Raw genomic sequence first — 17,169 nt, 5'->3', positions numbered from 1 at the left:
GACTGTGGTGCGTACTTTTATTAAAGAGAATACAGTTATTCCTTTCATGAAAATCAAAGGAATAGTTGAAATCCTTTGTGTTTTATTGGTTGTCGGAAGTATTGTAAGCATGTGCGTTAAAGGCCTTAACTGGGGCCTTGATTTCACCGGCGGTATCGTGGTTGAGACCGAGTATACCCAGGGTGTTGACCTGAATCAGGTTAAAGAGGCATATGCTAAGGAAGGTATCAACGGCACAACTCAGCATTTCGGCTCTCAGCGTAATGTTGTAGTTAGAGTTGCACCTAAGGACGGTATCGATCAGCAGACTGTTACCAACAAGGTTTTCGCAGCATCAAAGACTATTGATCCTGAAGTAAAGCTAGCACGTAACGAGTACGTTGGTCCTGCTGTAGGTGAGGAGCTGGTAGAAAGCGGAATTCTGGCAATCGTGGTTTCTCTGATTGCAATTCTGGCTTATATCGCCTTCCGTTTCGAGTGGCGTATGGCTACCGGTGCAGTTATTTCACTTGCATACGACGTTATTGTGGTTATGGGAACCTTCTCTGTACTGCAGATTGAGTATGACCTGACTGTTCTGGCTGCGGTTTTAACTGTTGTTGGTTACTCTCTGAACGATAAGATTGTTGTGTTCGACCGTATCCGTGAAAATGCAGTTAAGCTGCCACGCAATACCGAAATGCCAAGACTGTTCGATATCTCATTAACTCAGACTCTGTCAAGAACCATCATTACTTCCGGTACAACTTTGATCACCGTTGTAAGTTTGATGATTTTTGGTGGTGAAATGATTTATGGCTTTTCTTTAGCACTGTTTGTTGGTATTGTATTTGGTACAATATCATCAATTTATGTTGCTTCTACCTGGGCTCTGATCCTCGGCATCAAGCGCGAGAACCTGATCCCTGTTAAGGTAGAGAAAAAAGAAACTGATGGTTATGAGACCATGGATTAAATCATTATCTGGTGCAGATGTTTAAGTTTATTAAGCCCCGTGCTCTCATAGAAGCAGTGGGGCTTCTTTCAATTCTAACAATATGCGGATGTTCATCATCATTTAAATCTTCTGATATCAATATGTTAGAAGAACCAATGAGTGTGCCATCCAAATTCATCTTTTTCCCTAATCCTTCCCAGGAACAGCTTGCAAAAGAGCAGAATGCCATAACCTCCTTAATGGTATCTTTAGATTCTCAGGCTAAGACTTCCAAGGAAAAGGCTGAACTTTTCTATAATCTTGGTGCCATATACGATGATCTGGGCATGGAGACCCTTGCCAGATTCATGTATATGAATTCTGTTGTTCAGAATCCGAACTACTACAGACCATATGAGGTTTTAGGCCCATATTTCTATCGTGACGGAAAGGTTGGTGATGCTGTTGATTCACTTGATGCGGCTTTGAACTTAAACAAGGAAAAGGATGATCCATACATCTATCTTCACCGCGGTATTATCATGTACTATACCGGTCATTATAAGTATGCCGTTGAGGATATGATGGAGTTCTACAAGTCAGAACCGGATGATCCTTACAAGATGCTCTGCCTGTATTTTGCTGCGGAAAAGCATTACGGAAAGGAATATGCGGATAGTCTGCTTCAGTCTTTCTATAATGATTCCTATACCCTAAAATCCAAGGCACTTGAGAACTGGGGCTTTAATTTCATTAAACTCTTCCTGAACAAGACCAGTGAGGATGAAATCTTTGCCGATATTATCAAGATCAAGGATAACGAGGATCTTTTCCAGGAACATCTCTGTGAAGCCTATTACTATATTGGTCAGTACAAGCAGCTTCAGGGCAAGGACAAGCTGGCATATGACTATTTCAAACTATGTCAGGCTGCCAAAAAGTACGGTTTCCTTGAGCACAGACTTGCCATTTATGAGGCTCAGCAGCTGGAGAAGAAATATAAACTCAAAAGGGCTGTATCTGTTGATCAGCTTACAGACTAACCATCTTCAATCTGGAAACAAGTATGTCTGAAAATGCAATTGACCTAACACCACAGGAAATTGATTCCATTAAAGCTCAGATGATTGCCTCTGATGATGCTTTGGTGATGAGTGAGTTTTTCAAGGCACTCTCAGATCCTACAAGACTGAACATGGTACATGCTCTGCTGCTGCACAAGTGGCTCTGTGTCAGTGACATCGCCTCCCTGGTGGAACTGAGCAAATCAGCTGTATCACATCAGCTTGCTTACATGAGAATAAATAAACTTGTCAGGGTAAAAAGAGAAGGCCGTAAGGTTTTCTACGCATTAAACGATTCTCACGTTGAATCTGTTTTTGCTCTGGCACTATCCCACATCAAAGAATAATTTTTTGTTATGTCAAAACCTGTATATTTTGATTACGCCGCAGCAACTCCAACTGATAAGCGTGTAGTTGAGGTAATGATTAACTGTATGTCAATTGAAGGCGCCTTTGCCAATCCACATGCCAAAGATCATGTTTACGGCTGGCAGGCTGCCGAGGCAGTTGAAAATGCCAGAGAGCAGGTTGCCAATCTTATCGGTGCCTCTCCTCTTGAGATAACCTTTACCTCAGGTGCAACCGAGAGTAATAATCTTGCTATCTTCGGTCTGGCCAGAGGTCTTGCCAAGAAAGGCGACAAAAGACGTCATATAATCACCTCAAAAATTGAGCACAAGGCGATACTCGAAGCCTGTCAGCTGCTTGAGGATGAAGGCTACAAAATAACTTATCTGACACCTGACAAGGCTGGTGTCATTGATGTAGATTCTGTTGAAAAGGCAATTACAGAGGATACTTTTTTAGTTTCAATCGCTCAGGCAAATTCCGTTTTAGGTTCTGTAAGCGATATTCATGCAATCGCCTCAATGTGTCACCGTCATCAGGTTTATTTCCATTCTGATGTTGCCCAGTCTGTCGGCTATCTGAAGATGGATTATGACAATTCTGACATTGATATGGTTTCTCTGACTGCAGAAAAGGTCTGCGGTCCAAAGGGTGTTGGTGCCCTGTTTGTAAAACGCAGTTCTAATGTTCCTCTGTTTGCTCAGATTTACGGCGGTGGTCAGGAGAAGGGACTTAGAGGCGGTACTGTTCCAACCCACGAAGTGGCCGGTCTTGGTAAGGCCTTTGATATCCTAAGAGAGGAAGGCCAAAAGGACAAGGCTCGTTTTGCAAAGATGAGAGCAAGACTTTTAGATGGTATCAGAGACGTTCCTGGTCTTGTAATCAACGGTTCAGAGACAGAAGGTCTGCCAAATATCCTTTCTTTAAGTTTTGACGGTATTGATGGACATATGCTACTGCCAACCCTTTCAGGAATTGCAGCCTCAACAGGTTCTGCCTGTTCCTCAACCTCCCTTGAGCCATCATATATCCTAAAGGCAATCGGTCACTCTGATAATCTGGCCCGTGCTTCTATAAGACTTTCCTTTGGCAGATATACAGAGGATAGCGAAATTGAGACTGTAATTGAGGAGATAACAACCAAGATCCCTAAATTACGTGAAGCCGGTTCTATGTGGAAGGTAAAACAGTAAATGATTAAATTATTCCCTCACTACGCTTCAGAGATGAAGCTTGTAACCATCAACCTTAAGAATGGTAAGGCAGAGTCTCCTTTTGATGCTGAAACCAAGTTCGCTCCAGCAGATGGCGGCGGATATGATGTTTTTGTAAACTCAGCTGATTTCAAGTGGTATCAGACTGCAGCAAGAACAGTTGCTTCCTTAGGCTGTTATTCAATCAGACTCTCCTCTGAGGTTAAACTTTCAGCCAATGAGTTCTACTGGTTTGTAACCGCACTTTATGACGGTGTTCATGATATCAGTGTTGAGTATGATTTACCTGCACAGGAGCTATCAAAGGTAGAGTCTACCGTTAATCTTGTAGCTAAATTCAGAGCTCTTGCAGATACCGACTCAAAGATCAGCACCCCAACACTGGTTGTAAAAAAACTATTTGAGGAAATTGAGGCTGCCGCTTCTGAGTCTGGCGCAAAGGCTTCATTAAATCTTATAAAACGCGGGGATAAGGAATTTGAGAGCTGTGTCGGTCTTAAGACAGTAGGTCTTGCTTCAGATGAAGATCCTTGTCTGGGAATTATCGACGTTCTTCCTGCAGTTGTGGATGAGAATGCCGCTGTAGATGTTGCACTGGTTGGTAAGGGTATAACCTTTGATACCGGCGGCTATTCTTTGAAGCCTGAAAAATTCATGGAGACCATGAGAACCGACAAGACTGCGGTTATCTATCTTTGCGGTGCCATTGCTCTTGCATTAAAGCTTGGCCTTAAGAAGAGATGCAGACTATATCTGTGCTGTTCTGAGAACATGGTTTCAGGAAGAGGTATGCTGCCTGGCGATATTATCAGATATCCAAATGATATCAGTGTTGAAATCAATAATACTGATGCCGAGGGCAGACTGGTTCTGGCTGACGGCCTGCTGAAAGCTTCTGCTGACAATCCTGCCTTTATCCTTGATATGGCCACCTTAACCGGTGCCGCAAAGGTCGCTGTGGGCAGAGATATGTTCTCTGTTCTGACCCGTGAGGCAAATCTGGACTCTGCGCTTAAGAATGCTTTTGATAAATGCGGAGAAATGTACTGGCAGCTGCCTTTAGCTCCTTATCACAGACGTTTCCTGTCATCCCGTCGTGCAACCGTAACCAATTCCGGTCATGGCGAAGGAGCTCCTGGCTCATCTGTTGCTGCATCTTTCTTGGAGCAGTTTGTGAAGAAGGATACTCCATGGGTTCACATTGATTTATCCTCAGCCTATCTTCCTGATGGCTCTCCATTCCTGGCCGCAGGCCCTTCCGGCAGTACCATTCTTGGCATTGCCACCTGGCTTTGCGAAAGATAAATCATTTAAGGAGGCTGTTGCCTCCTTTTAATTTCTCAGAACAAATTTTCCAAATCCTGTCTTCTTTCACAATCTTCATTTTCAATACTCCTGCAAAAAAGCATATACTCAGATTATGTGTACAAAAGGAGTCTAGCTATGTTTAAGCATATTGTTGTTCTGACCGGTGCGGGCATTTCTGCTGAGTCCGGAATCCCTGTCTTCAGATCTGAAACCGGATTATGGGAGCAGGAAAAGGTTGAGGATGTTGCCACCTACGATGGCTACATGAGAGATAAAACCAAGGTTCATGAATTCTATAACAAGATGCGCCGTTCAATTAAAACCAAAGAGCCTAACCCTGCACATCTGGCTTTAACCAGACTTCAGCAGGAGTACACAAAGAAATATCCTGGATCCACTGTGACCATTGTTACTCAGAATATTGATGATCTGCATGAGAAGGCTAAATCAGAAAATGTAATTCATATGCATGGAGAGCTCAACAGCATCTGGTGTGAGCACTGTGATGCCAGATACAGATTTTATGAGGATTCCTCAACTGAGACCAAATGCAATCTCTGCGGCAGTAAAAAATTAAGACCTGATATTGTCTGGTTCGGTGAAATGCCATACAGAATGGATGAGATCGAGAGCGCTCTGTTCAAGTGTGATCTCTTCATGTCCATAGGAACATCCGGTGTGGTTTATCCTGCAGCTGGTTTCTGTCAGATGGCAAGAAGCGTTGGCGCGACCTGTGTGGAATTCAATCTGGAAAAGTCTGCAGTAGGATCAAGCTTTAACTATGGTATTTACGGTAAGGCTTCTCAGACCTTACCTGAATTTGTGGATAAACTGATAGAAACTGGAGAGTATAAGAATTAGCACTTTCCCGAGGTAATGAAGGAAAGTGTTTTTGCCCTTGCAGAGCTGCCGTAAAGCTTTCTGTAGATTCTGAGCAGGATTTCATCCTGCCTTTCTCTTGGCAGGGCGCGAAACTGGAAAAGTATCTGATTCCATAGAGAGGCCTCTTCCATGTTTTTTGTTCCTGCCTTATTCCAGGATAAGCTCTCAGGCTGATTCAGTCTTGATGTTTGTGGAGTATTTTTAAACATCTCAAGCCCCCAAAAATTCTTCTTATACTTAGAGCTTAGATGTGAAATCCTGTCTGTCAAAATATGATTTTTTAACACTCTAATATCTAAATAAATTTTTTTGTTTTCTCTTCCTCGATCATCACTTAAAAACGTTGAATAAATCGCAACTGATATAAATTCTTTTCTTATTTTCTTTGAATCCCAGCGAACATAACTGCGAAAATATTACTAATTGTCTGATGTTCAAAACTTTTTGAGAGTCAGAAACGAAGTGCGATAAAGATCAAGGTTTTTTGGTAAATTCTGTGCGGATACTGATATAATTGTAAGATTTGATAACTACTATTTTTTGAGAAAGCTACATGTCTACAGATAAAATCAATTTGATGAATCTCTCTCCTGATGAATTAGGTGAGTTCTTTGTATCTATCGGAGAGAAGTCCTTCAGATCTCAGCAGATCCTTCGCTGGGTATATCAGTTCGGTGAAACTGATTTTGATAAGATGACCAATCTGAGAAAGGATCTGAGAGCCAAGCTTAAAGAAACCTGTGTAATTACTGCCCCTGAAATTGTGAGTGAGCAGGTTGCATCTGACGGTACCACCAAGTGGGCGCTTGATCTTGGTGACGGTCAGCTGGTTGAGACTGTACTTATTCCGGAAGAAGACAGAAATACCCTGTGTATTTCCACTCAGGTAGGCTGTCCTGTTAAATGCTCTTTCTGTAGAACCGGTGCTCAGGGCTTCAATAGAAACCTTTCTGTAAACGAAATTATCGGCCAGGTATTCCGTGCCTCAACCAGAGTTGGCTTCAGCAACAATCAGGAACAGAAGCCTATTTCAAATGTGGTGATGATGGGCATGGGTGAACCTCTTTTAAACCTTCAAAATGTTACCAAGGTCTGTGAGCTGCTTCTTTCAGACTACGCCTTTGCACTTTCAAAAAGACGTGTAACCGTTTCAACATCAGGTGTTGCTCCTGTAATCAATAAGATTGCCGGTAAGCTGGATGTGGCTCTGGCTTTATCTTTGCATGCTCCTAATGATGAACTGAGAAATATTCTGGTTCCTTTAAATGAGAAGTATCCGATTGCAGAGGTTCTGGATTCAGTAAGAAATTACCTGGATAAATCAAACGCAAATTGCGGTCGCGTCACAATTGAATATGTCCTTTTGGATCATATAAATGATAGTATAGAACAGGCTGAGGAACTTGTAAGATTACTAAGAACAATTCCTTGCAAGGTTAACCTGATTCCATTTAACGAACACGAGAATTCAGAATACAGAAAACCTTCAAACAGCAGAATCGACAGATTCTACAAGGTACTGTTTGATGCCGGCTTTACCGTAATCAAGCGTACAACCCGCGGTGATGAAATCTCTGCCGCCTGCGGTCAGCTTGCAGGTCAGGTTAAGGATAAACTTGCCAGACAGAAGATTGATGCTAAAACCTGCTAATCTTCTCTGAGTTTTGTGGATAAGCCGAAACATAATAAGGTTCGTATAATCCTGAGTTGTTAAGATTGCCCATCCGGCATTTACAATTAGATATTTAAATAATTAGAAAACGGAGGAGTGCACTGATTTAAGAATCAATAATCAGGCACGGTTACTTGATGAGTCCAAAAAGATTAAAAGCTTCAAGATACAGACACGACAGAAACAGAAGTCAGGCTCATATCCTTAAGGAAAATGAACCAATGATGAATGGTGTTGAAGAACAAACCATTGAGGAAATTAAAGAATCAACAAGACTTGAACCGGAACTGGCTGATATCACATCAGATATTGACACTTCTGGTCCAAAACTAGGTGACATCCTCCCAGAGCTAAAAAAAATGAATAAAGAAATCGAATCAAACAAAAATCAGGAAACTGAGGTAACAGAGGTTGCTTCAGAGGCAGTTCTGAATGTTGAAAAACAGGAAGAACCAGTTGCAGATATTAAAGAAGAGGTACCTCAGGAAGTTCTTCCAGAGGCAAAAGTGGCATCAGAGCCATTTAAAGCCGAAGAACCTGCAGGTGAACCTGACCGCGTCGAAGAGCCAAAGGCTGAGCCTTCAAATGCGGATGATCCTGACAGAGTACCGGTATCTACAACCTATTCTGATGATGAGGTTCCAAACCGCCCTGGCGCAATTCTGATGCACGCAAGAGAGATTCTTGGTCTATCCCAGCGTGAGGTTGCCCATAAGCTGAATCTTAGAGTTAACTCTGTAAGCGATATTGAGCATGACCGCCTGAATCAGCTTACCGCTGTTCAGTTTGCATCAGTTCATATTGCCAATTATGCAAAGCTGGTAAATATCAATCCTGAGCTGCTGGTTGATTTATACAAGCAGAATGTAAGAGCAAATGTCCAGCTTCAGGAAGAGCAGAAGGCAAAGGCTGCTGCTGAGGCTGTGAAGAGTGAGAAGAAGAGAAATCTTAAGGTTCCTCTGATGATTGCAGGTGCTGCCGTACTTGTTGTGGCAACCGCTGCTATCACCTCTTCTGTAATGTCAAAATCCGGTTCAAACACCTCAGGTGCACTTGTGATTGAGGATACCGTGGAGACTTCTGTTGATTCAGAGGGAACTCTGCTGATGGATACCGAAAATTCCAAGATGAAGACCAATGTAGTCGAGGAAGAGCCATTAAACGAGCCTGTTGTTGATATGAACACTCTTATGGCTCAGGAACAGTCTAAGAATCTGAACACTGATGAAATTATTGATTCTAAGGCAGGAACTCAGACTACAGTTGAGAAGACCAACACCAATATTTCTCTGAAGGTTAAGGGCGAGGCTGCCAAGAAGCTTCAGGCTGCAAAGGTTGAGCCTATTGAGGATACCGTGGTTCAGGAAGGCAGCAGCACTCTGAAGAGCGTAAGCCTGAATTCTGCTGAGACTGTTCAGACTGTAAAGGCAGAAGAGAATAAGCTAAAGACTGCAAAGGACAATGTTCTGGTTTCATCAAAGGTTAAGGAAGCTCCTCAGGTTCAGACTCCAGAGCCAAAGGCCAGCGAGCCTAAGAACGAGTCTGCTGAGAAGACTGCTTCAAAGGCAACTCTTTCAGCTTCTACCAGAGACGTTTCCTCATCAGTTCGTCTGAATGGAAAGCGTGATCCTTTTGAGTCAATGAATACCGCTACCATCAAGGTAACCGGAGATGTTGCTATTAAGGTTACCGGTAATGGCAAGCTGTTAAAGCAGGGTAATTTCTCAAGCGGAGAAACCATCAAGGTTACCGGTATTCCTCCTTTAAAGATCAGTGTTTCTGATTCTTCAAAGGTAAGAATTTCATATATGGGCACAACTGTAGCGGTTCCTAGTGCTCAGCAGGTAAGTTTTGCTCTTCCAACCCGTTAATGAGGTAATGTTTTTTTAATATGGAATGGAAAGCACAGCCAATAATCAGACGTAAAAGTCGTCAGATTAAAGTTGGTAATGTTCTAGTGGGCGGAGATGCACCTATCTCCGTTCAGTCAATGACCTCAACCGATACCATGGATGTTGAGGCAACCGTAGCTCAGATTAAAGCTTTAGAGTCTGCTGGTGCAGACATTGTCCGTGTTACAGTTCCTACTCTGGCAGCTGTAGATGCCTTTGAACAGATTGTTAAAGCTGTTGAGGTGCCTATTGTTTCTGATATTCATTTTGATTACAGAATAGCAATCGAGTGTGCCAAGAAAGGAGCTGCAGCATTAAGAATCAATCCTGGCAATATCGGTTCTCATGAGAAGATTGAAGCTGTATGTCAGGCTGCAAAGGATCATGGTCTGCCAATTCGTGTTGGTGTGAATGCCGGTTCTCTGGATAAGGATCTGGTTGAAAAATATGGCGCTCCATGTCCAGATGCCATGGTGGATGCAGCTTTAAGAGCTGCTGAAACTCTTGATCAGCACAACTTTTCTGATTATGCCTTCTCAGTTAAGGCTTCTGAACTGAATTTATGTGTTGAAGCATATGAGAAGCTGGCAGTTAAGACTGATGCACCTCTGCATTTGGGAATTACCGAAGCTGGCGGTCTTACCGGCGGTACCGTTCTATCCTCAATTGGAATTTCCTGGCTGTTAAAACAGGGTATCGGTGATACCATCCGTGTTTCTCTGGCAGCTGATCCTGTTGAAGAGATTAAGGTGGGCTGGGCAATCCTGAAGAGTATGCATCTGCGTTCAAGAGGTGTGGATATTGTTGCCTGTCCAACCTGTGGCAGACGCGGTATTGATGTTGTAAATACCGTTGCTGAACTTGAGAAAAGACTTTCAGATGTGAAGGGAACCTTAAAGCTTGCTGTAATGGGCTGTGTAGTTAACGGTCCTGGTGAGGCTCTTCATTCTGATATTGCAGTATGCGGCGGACAGAAAGGCAGATCACTTATTTATGAAGATGGTGTGCTGATGGGCAAGATTCCAAACGAAGAAGCAATAGATATTATTGAAAAGCGCGTTCGCGAACGCTTAAAAAATAAATAAAGGAAAATAATAAAAAATGGCTGCAACAATTCAAGCTATTAGAGGCATGAATGATCTTCTACCTGAGGATACTTCCGTATGGCAGCAGGTAGAGAAGGTTCTTCGTTCAACCATGAATTCATATGGTTATGACGAAGTTCGTATGCCAATTGTTGAGAAGACAAATCTTTTCTGTCGTGCAATTGGTGAAGTTACTGACGTTGTTGAAAAGGAAATGTATTCCTTTGAAGACAGATCAGGAGACAATCTTTCTTTAAGACCTGAAGGTACTGCAGGCTGTGTTAGAGCATGTCTTGAGCACAGTCTTATCTACAATCAGGAACAGCGCCTGTGGTACATGGGACCAATGTTCAGACATGAAAGACCACAGAAAGGCAGATACCGTCAGTTCCATCAGATGGGCGTAGAGGTTTTCGGTCTTAACGGTCCTGATATTGATGCAGAGATTATTTCTTTAACCTATTCTATCTGGAAGAAATTCGGTATTGAAAATGAGCTTGAACTTCAGCTTAACTCTTTAGGCTCAGCAGAAGAGCGTGCTGCCTACAGAGAGGAGCTGGTCAAGTTTTTAGAGGCTCACTATGATGATCTGGATGAGGACTGCAAGAGACGTACTCATACCAATCCTCTGAGAGTTTTAGATACTAAAGATCCTAAAGTAATCGAAATTTTAAAGGATGCTCCTAAACTTTCTGATTTCTTCGGAGAGGAAACCCGTGCTCATTTTGATTCTCTGCGCAGAATGCTGGATAACATGGGAATCAAGTATGTTTTAAATGACAGACTGGTTAGAGGTCTTGATTACTATAATCTGACTGTATTCGAGTGGGTAACCACTGCTTTAGGCGCTCAGGGTACTGTATGCGGCGGTGGCCGTTATGACTCATTGGTTGAGCAGCTTGGCGGCGCTCCAACCCGTGCAGTTGGTTTCGGTATCGGTCTTGAGAGACTGATTCTGCTGCTGACCACCTTAGGAAAGATTCAGGCAAATCCTAATGTTGATGTTTACGTAGTGGGATCTGGTGAAAATTCTGAACTTAAGATGCTGGAAGTTTCTTCAATATTAAGAGAAAATCTTCCTTCATACAGAATCAGAAATCACTGCGGCGGCGGTAATTTCAAGAAACAGTTCAAGAAGGCTGATAAGTGCGGTGCCAAGGTTGCCGTTATTATTGGCGAAAACGAGATTGCAAATAACACTGTAACCGTGAAGGATATGTTAAATCAGGATGCTCCTCAGGTAGAATATCCTGTTTCAGAGGCTGCAGCTGCAATTAAAGATTTACTAAATAAATAATAAGGAATAAAAATGGATGTTTTAACAGATGATCATGAGAGAGAGCAAGTTGTCAAAAAATGGTGGTCTGAAAACTGGAAGTCTCTCGCTTTAGGTATTGTTATCGCTTTAGGTGGCATGATTGGCTACAGACAGTACCAGAATTACCAGCACGATGCTGCTGCCAAGAAAGCTTTTGAGTTAAGCACAATCCAGACCAAGCTTTCATTAAAGCAGGAAAATGCTGTAGCTCAGGCTGAAAGCTTTATCAAGGAGCACGAGGATCTGTACGGTTCACTGCTGTCTCTTGATCTTGCTGCCATGAACTCAGCTGCCGGCGAGTACGACAAGGCTCTTGATAATGCTGTTTTTGCTGTAAAGAACGGCGGTGAGCTGGTTGCTCCTAATGCAAAATTCGTTCAGGCTCATGTTCTGGCTCAGATGAAAAAGTTTGATGAAGCTGTTTCTCTGTTAGAGAGTGTAGAAACCAAGGCATATGCAGTTGAAAAATATGAAACTTTAGGTGATGTATACTACTCTAAGGGAGATATGGATAAGGCTCATGAGGCTTATTTGAAGGCTCTTGATGTCTGTGAACAGAAAAAGATTGCTATAAATCCTCTTCTGCAGATGAAAGCTGACAACCTGATTCAGGAGGGAGATACTCCAGCCTATAAGAGAGCTCAGGTTTTAGCTGAGGAAATTTCAAAATCAGCAGCAGAGATTAAAAAATAATAAAAGTAATCGGAACAAATTTAAGGCGTCGATTTTATGATTAAGAATAAACTGTTAAAACTGTTTGCTGTGTCAGCATTTGCTTTTGCGATTGCAGGATGTAGTTCAAACAAGGATTTATTTGCACCTGTTGAATCTCCAGAGATAGATAACGCTTTCAAGGTGGATCATGTTTGGTCTGTTGGTACTCAGGGCACAGATAGATTCTTCTCACAGCTTGTGCCTTGTGTTTATGGACACTCAATGTACGTTGCAGGCCGTGAAGGAAAAGTTTATGCAATTGACGCTTCCTCCGGCAAGAAAATCTGGACTGTGGATCTGAGTGATGAGAAGGAGAACAACAATAAACGCTCCTCTCGTCTGAACGGCGGTATGTCCGCTTCAGAACAGTACGTGGCAGTTGGCTCAGAGAATGGTTATATCTATGTTCTGAACCGACAGAACGGAAGTCTGTATTTCAAGCACTATCTGGGCGTGGAGGTCCTGACCAGACCTGCATTCTCAGCAGACGGCACCAAGATCTTCGTGCTTGATGCAAGGGGCACCTTAAATGCATTTGATCTTCTGAAGAAGGAGAGAATGTGGGTGTCAGGAGATAATAACGAAAACCTGCATCTGCGTTCACAGTCAAAGCCTCTTGCTGTTGGAAATGAGATGGTTATTGTTGGAACTCCTTCAGGTAGAGTTCTGATGATCAGCCAGCTTGACGGATTTGTTTTAAACCAGGTGGTTGTTGGTCAGAATAACGGCAGTTCTGATTTAGACAGAATGTCTGATGTTTCTTCAACTCCACTGCTTTTAGGCAATGAAATGTATACAACCGCATATAATGCCGGATTTGTAGAGTATTCATTTGCCAAGAACGCCATTACCGGAAGACTTGCTTATCACTCATCAAAAGATATTGCCTATGATGACAATTTCTTTGTAATTACTGGTGATAACGGTCATATCTACTGTGTAAGACGTTCTGATAATGTAGAAGTCTGGTCAAATACCCAGTTAAGCTACAGAAATGTAACAGCTCCTACAATTTACGGAAACATGGTTGTTGTGGGTGATCTTGAAGGATATGTTTATTTCCTAAACTTAAATAACGGAAAGATTCTGACCAAGATTTCAGTGTCATCAGATCCGATTTATGTAGCACCTCTGGTTGTAGGTAACTCTCTGGTGGTTTACTCATCATCTGGTGATGTGGATGTATTCTGTTTTGATCCGCAGAATATCGTAATTGCCAAAAAGAATTATACTGACGCGGAAGCTGTTTCAGGAAATGCCGCAGCTCTGGTTGCAGCTCAGTCCATGAAACCTCAGATTTCCGGTTCAGGTATAACTGAAGAGGCTCTTGAAAAGCGTAGAGCTGAAGCTCGTAAGATTGTTGCACAGATTGAATCTCAACAGCGCCGTATGGAGGCTGAGTATAGAGAGTACCAGCGTCGTAAGGCAGAATATGAGAAACAAGTTAAAGAGTATGAGCGCAAGAAGCGTGAGGAGTTGTCTGGTTTCGGTCTAATGCCAAGTGCAGGTGTTAAGTCAGATTCAGACGTTGAGTTTGTTGAGGATGACTCTGAATAATACTGTTGTGAAACAGCATGATTCATTCTTGATGTGATAGGAGGGGCAGTGATGCCCCTTAAGTACTTGTAGTAAGCCAGCCTTACAAAGGAATGTTATGAAGGTAATTGCTTTAGTAGGATGCCCAAATGTGGGTAAATCTACTTTCTTTAATAGACTTACTAAGACCCGTGATGCTTTAGTTGCCGATTTTCCAGGTCTGACTCGTGACAGAAAATACGGTAGAGCATTATACGAAGGGCGTGAATTTGTAGTTATTGATACAGGCGGTATTGCTGAGGATGCAAAGAACCAGCCCGAAGAAGTAACTTCAAGAATGACCAACCAGGCACTGTTAGCAATTGATGAGTGTGATCTGGTTTTATTTATGCTTGATGCAAGAGCTGGTATTCTCCCTGGAGATTACTCTGTTGCAGATTATATTCGCCGTTCAGGAAAGAAATGCGCCATTATTGCCAACAAGGTTGATGGTCTTGATCCTGAAACTGCCGGTGCCGAATTCTATGCACTGGGTTTAGGTGAGGTTTATCCTACTGCTGTGGCTCACGGACGTGGTGTAGCCAATGTTCTTGAGGATGTAATCGCACCTCTGCTTCGAGAGGAAGGTCCTCTTGACTGCGACTTAACACCTGAAGAGCTAGAAGAGCGTGAAAATCAGCGTCTTCAGGAAGAAGAGCAGATGTGGGAAGAGGGTTATGAGTTCCTGGAAAATGTTCCTGTGGATATGGTCGGCGGCGGTTTTGACTGGCACGAGCACAAGGAAAAATTCAGAGCCCGCATGAAAGGAGAGGATGTTGATTCTCCAACTGAGGACAGCAGAGATACTCCGTTTGCTGATCTTCCTATTAAGTTTGCGATTGTGGGTAAGCCTAATGTAGGTAAATCAACTCTGACTAACCGAATTCTAGGTGAAGATCGTGTTATCGTGGCAGACCATCCTGGTACCACCCGTGACTCAATCTATATCCCACTGCAGAGAGGCGACAAGAAATATATCGTTATTGATACTGCAGGTGTTAGAAAGCGCAGAAAGGTTTCTGAGGCAATTGAGAAGTTCTCTATTGTTAAGACTCTGAAGGCTATCGAAGACTGTAATGTGGCTCTGCTGGTAATCGATGCAAGAGCTCATATTACTGATCAGGATCTGTCTCTTTTAGGCTTTATTCTGGAGTCAGGAAGATCACTTGTTATTGCTGTTAACAAGTGGGACGGTCTGGATATGGCGGTAAAGGATGAGATCAAGCTTGAGCTTAATGCAAGACTTGGTTTCGTGGACTTTGCCCGTGTTCACTTTATTTCTGCTCTGCATGGAACCGGTGTAGGCAATCTGTTTGATTCCATTGACGAGGCCTATGAGGGTGCTACAACCCGTCACAGCGCATCTCTTCTGAACAGAATTCTAAGAGCAGCAATTGAAGAGCATGAGCCTCCAATTTCAGGTGGCAGAAGAATTAAGCTGAAGTTTGCGCACGCCGGTGGTTATAATCCTCCAAGAATTATTATTCATGGCAACAAGGTTTCAAAGGTTCCTGATGCCTACAAGCGTTACATCATCAACTGCTACCGCAAGTCCCTGAATATCATGGGCTCTCCTGTGATTATTGATTTCAAGGAAGGCGAAAACCCATATGCAAATGAGAAGCCTGCACAGAAACGTCAGACTCAGTCTCAGATGAGAGCTGAACGCAGAAAGGCTGCAAATGAGCGTATGTGGGCAAGATCTGAGGCTAAGCAGGATAAGGAAGAACGTAAACTTATCGCTAAGGCCAAGAAGGAAGGTTCCGGTCTTGTGCTGGCTAAACGTCCTCGCAAGAAGACCTCAACTAACACTTCAAAAGCTAAGAAGTAATTCTAAAGGCCCCTGAATAAGGGGCTTTTTAGAAATTTTTCTTTGCAGAATACTCTACAAGCACATTTCTGTTTTCTACTTTTACTTTGTAGTTATCTCTGATTTTCTGTTCAGTTAATCCCTTTTCGGTTATTAGATCTATGGTAATCTTCGCCATGGTATCAAGATCTGGGACTACCGTGCCGGTTATGGTTTTTTCCTCGATAGCCTTGAGGACTGCGCTGTCTCCTCCGATTCCCAGAATAGGAATGAATTTATCAGGCTCTCCCTTGTTGTAACCCTCATCCTGAATGGCCTTCAGTGCACCTAAAGCCATTTCATCATTGTTAGCGGCAATAGCCTCAATGTTATTCAGTCCAAGTTTTTTTATTTGAATTCCCATGATCTTGTAGGCTTTATCATAGTCCCAGTTTGCATAATTCTCAGTCATTGGACTTAGTATGTAGCCATGCTGAATCAGACCGGACATAAGCGAGGTGGTTCTGCTGATGGTATCAGGATTGCCTTTTGCTCCTCTCATTATCACCAGATCAAGAGTCTTGTTGTGGTTTTTATCAATAGAACCTTTTGATTTTATGTACTCATGGAGTATCTCTGCCTGGAGATGTCCTGCGATAGCTTCATTCGGTCCTACAAACCAGGCTTTTGGATAAGACAGGAAAGACACCTGAGGTTTTATAAGTGAAAAGATCAGAGGACTTTTCTTTTTCTTACTGAGATCAATAACATTCTGTGCTGAGGTTATGTCATTGGTAATGACTATGGTGGAGTCTGCAAATCTAAAATCATTGTCTATTTGAAAGACCTGATTTAGAGAATTGCTCTTGGCATCATGAGTCATAAAACTGATGTTTTTACTTTTGCCGTAGTTTTTTATCAGTACATCTGTATTGGCAATAATTTCCGGCTTAAGTGAAATATAAAAGCAGTTGGTTTCATTCTGAGCATTTGAAGAGAACGGAAATACCAAAGAAAGAATCAGTAAATTTTTTAGTAAAGCGTTAATTTTCATATTCGCACCAAAAATCCGAGGTTTCTCTTTGAAGTATAGACAAATTTTTTTGAAGTCATTAAATCTTGGTCTCAAGATTTGAAATTTGGGAAAACAAAAAAAATTAAAAAAAATATAAATAAATTTTTAGAAAATAACTAACTATCAGAAATAAAAGGAATAATCTTAATAATTAAGGCATAAAATGTTTAAAGTATTTGTCAAAAAAGGGGTATTTTTTTAAGTTTTTTATATTTTGAAATTAAAAAACATTTGACATAGGTCAAAAAAAGTCTATAATGCATTTCCGTTGTCACGAACGACAACGACAAATAAAACCAAGCGTTTTAAAAGTTCTT

15 protein-coding genes are annotated in these 17,169 nt (G+C 42.2%); 13 read left to right on the top strand and 2 right to left on the bottom strand.

The window, feature by feature from the left end:
* The first annotated feature begins 7 nt into the window (after positions 1–7).
* The 6 genes from secF (at position 8) to BM308_RS09990 (ending at position 5,711) form a co-directional block, all read left to right on the top strand.
* A complete protein-coding gene (secF, locus tag BM308_RS10015; RefSeq protein WP_143098602.1) occupies positions 8–955 on the top strand; it encodes a protein translocase subunit SecF in 948 nt (315 codons plus the stop codon).
* Between the two features lie 17 nt (positions 956–972).
* Positions 973–1,959: a hypothetical protein gene (locus BM308_RS10010; protein ID WP_074944929.1), complete on the top strand. Its 987-nt coding sequence runs from the start codon at positions 973–975 to the stop codon at positions 1,957–1,959.
* A gap of 23 nt (positions 1,960–1,982) precedes the next feature.
* Complete coding sequence (locus BM308_RS10005) at positions 1,983–2,327, top strand: ArsR/SmtB family transcription factor (RefSeq protein WP_074841362.1); 345 nt, start codon at positions 1,983–1,985, stop codon at positions 2,325–2,327.
* 9 nt (positions 2,328–2,336) lie between these two features.
* Entirely contained in the window at positions 2,337–3,521 is a 1,185-nt protein-coding gene (locus BM308_RS10000; RefSeq protein WP_074944928.1) for a cysteine desulfurase family protein, read from the top strand.
* Positions 3,522–4,847: a hypothetical protein gene (locus BM308_RS09995; RefSeq protein ID WP_074944926.1), complete on the top strand. Its 1,326-nt coding sequence runs from the start codon at positions 3,522–3,524 to the stop codon at positions 4,845–4,847.
* 138 nt (positions 4,848–4,985) lie between these two features.
* Positions 4,986–5,711 (top strand): NAD-dependent deacylase, encoded by a 726-nt coding sequence (locus BM308_RS09990; protein ID WP_074944925.1) that lies wholly within the window; start codon positions 4,986–4,988, stop codon positions 5,709–5,711.
* On the opposite strand, the gene BM308_RS09985 is transcribed toward BM308_RS09990, so the two are convergent.
* On the bottom strand, positions 5,708–5,941 hold the full coding sequence (locus tag BM308_RS09985; RefSeq protein WP_074944923.1) for a hypothetical protein: 234 nt from the start codon (positions 5,939–5,941) through the stop codon (positions 5,708–5,710). The genes BM308_RS09990 and BM308_RS09985 overlap by 4 nt on opposite strands.
* Positions 5,942–6,285: 344 nt before the next feature.
* Here BM308_RS09985 and rlmN point away from each other — a divergent pair, with 344 nt between their 5' ends.
* From rlmN to der, 7 genes are all read left to right on the top strand, one after another.
* Complete coding sequence (rlmN, locus tag BM308_RS09980; protein WP_074944922.1) at positions 6,286–7,383, top strand: dual-specificity RNA methyltransferase RlmN; 1,098 nt, start codon at positions 6,286–6,288, stop codon at positions 7,381–7,383.
* A 158-nt stretch (positions 7,384–7,541) separates the two neighbouring features.
* Positions 7,542–9,275: a helix-turn-helix domain-containing protein gene (locus BM308_RS09975; protein ID WP_074944920.1), complete on the top strand. Its 1,734-nt coding sequence runs from the start codon at positions 7,542–7,544 to the stop codon at positions 9,273–9,275.
* A 20-nt stretch (positions 9,276–9,295) separates the two neighbouring features.
* The gene (ispG, locus tag BM308_RS09970; protein WP_074944918.1) at positions 9,296–10,381 is read left to right on the top strand and encodes a flavodoxin-dependent (E)-4-hydroxy-3-methylbut-2-enyl-diphosphate synthase; all 1,086 of its coding nucleotides are present in this window, start codon (positions 9,296–9,298) and stop codon (positions 10,379–10,381) included.
* Between the two features lie 16 nt (positions 10,382–10,397).
* The gene (gene hisS, locus BM308_RS09965; RefSeq protein ID WP_074944916.1) at positions 10,398–11,678 is read left to right on the top strand and encodes a histidine--tRNA ligase; all 1,281 of its coding nucleotides are present in this window, start codon (positions 10,398–10,400) and stop codon (positions 11,676–11,678) included.
* 12 nt (positions 11,679–11,690) lie between these two features.
* Positions 11,691–12,392, top strand: a complete 702-nt coding sequence (locus tag BM308_RS09960; RefSeq protein WP_074944915.1) for a YfgM family protein — start codon at positions 11,691–11,693, stop codon at positions 12,390–12,392.
* Positions 12,393–12,428: 36 nt separating this feature from the next.
* The gene (gene bamB / locus BM308_RS09955) at positions 12,429–13,970 is read left to right on the top strand and encodes an outer membrane protein assembly factor BamB (protein WP_074944913.1); all 1,542 of its coding nucleotides are present in this window, start codon (positions 12,429–12,431) and stop codon (positions 13,968–13,970) included.
* A gap of 97 nt (positions 13,971–14,067) precedes the next feature.
* A complete protein-coding gene (der, locus tag BM308_RS09950; protein WP_074944912.1) occupies positions 14,068–15,819 on the top strand; it encodes a ribosome biogenesis GTPase Der in 1,752 nt (583 codons plus the stop codon).
* 28 nt (positions 15,820–15,847) lie between these two features.
* Here the strand turns inward: der and BM308_RS09945 are convergent, their stop codons facing one another.
* Complete coding sequence (locus tag BM308_RS09945) at positions 15,848–16,831, bottom strand: substrate-binding domain-containing protein (RefSeq protein ID WP_074944910.1); 984 nt, start codon at positions 16,829–16,831, stop codon at positions 15,848–15,850.
* Between the last annotated feature and the right edge of the window lie 338 nt (positions 16,832–17,169).

Source organism: Succinivibrio dextrinosolvens (genome assembly GCF_900116345.1).
Lineage (GTDB): Bacteria > Pseudomonadota > Gammaproteobacteria > Enterobacterales > Succinivibrionaceae > Succinivibrio > Succinivibrio dextrinosolvens_B.
This window is presented reverse-complemented; position numbering and strand designations above follow the sequence as displayed.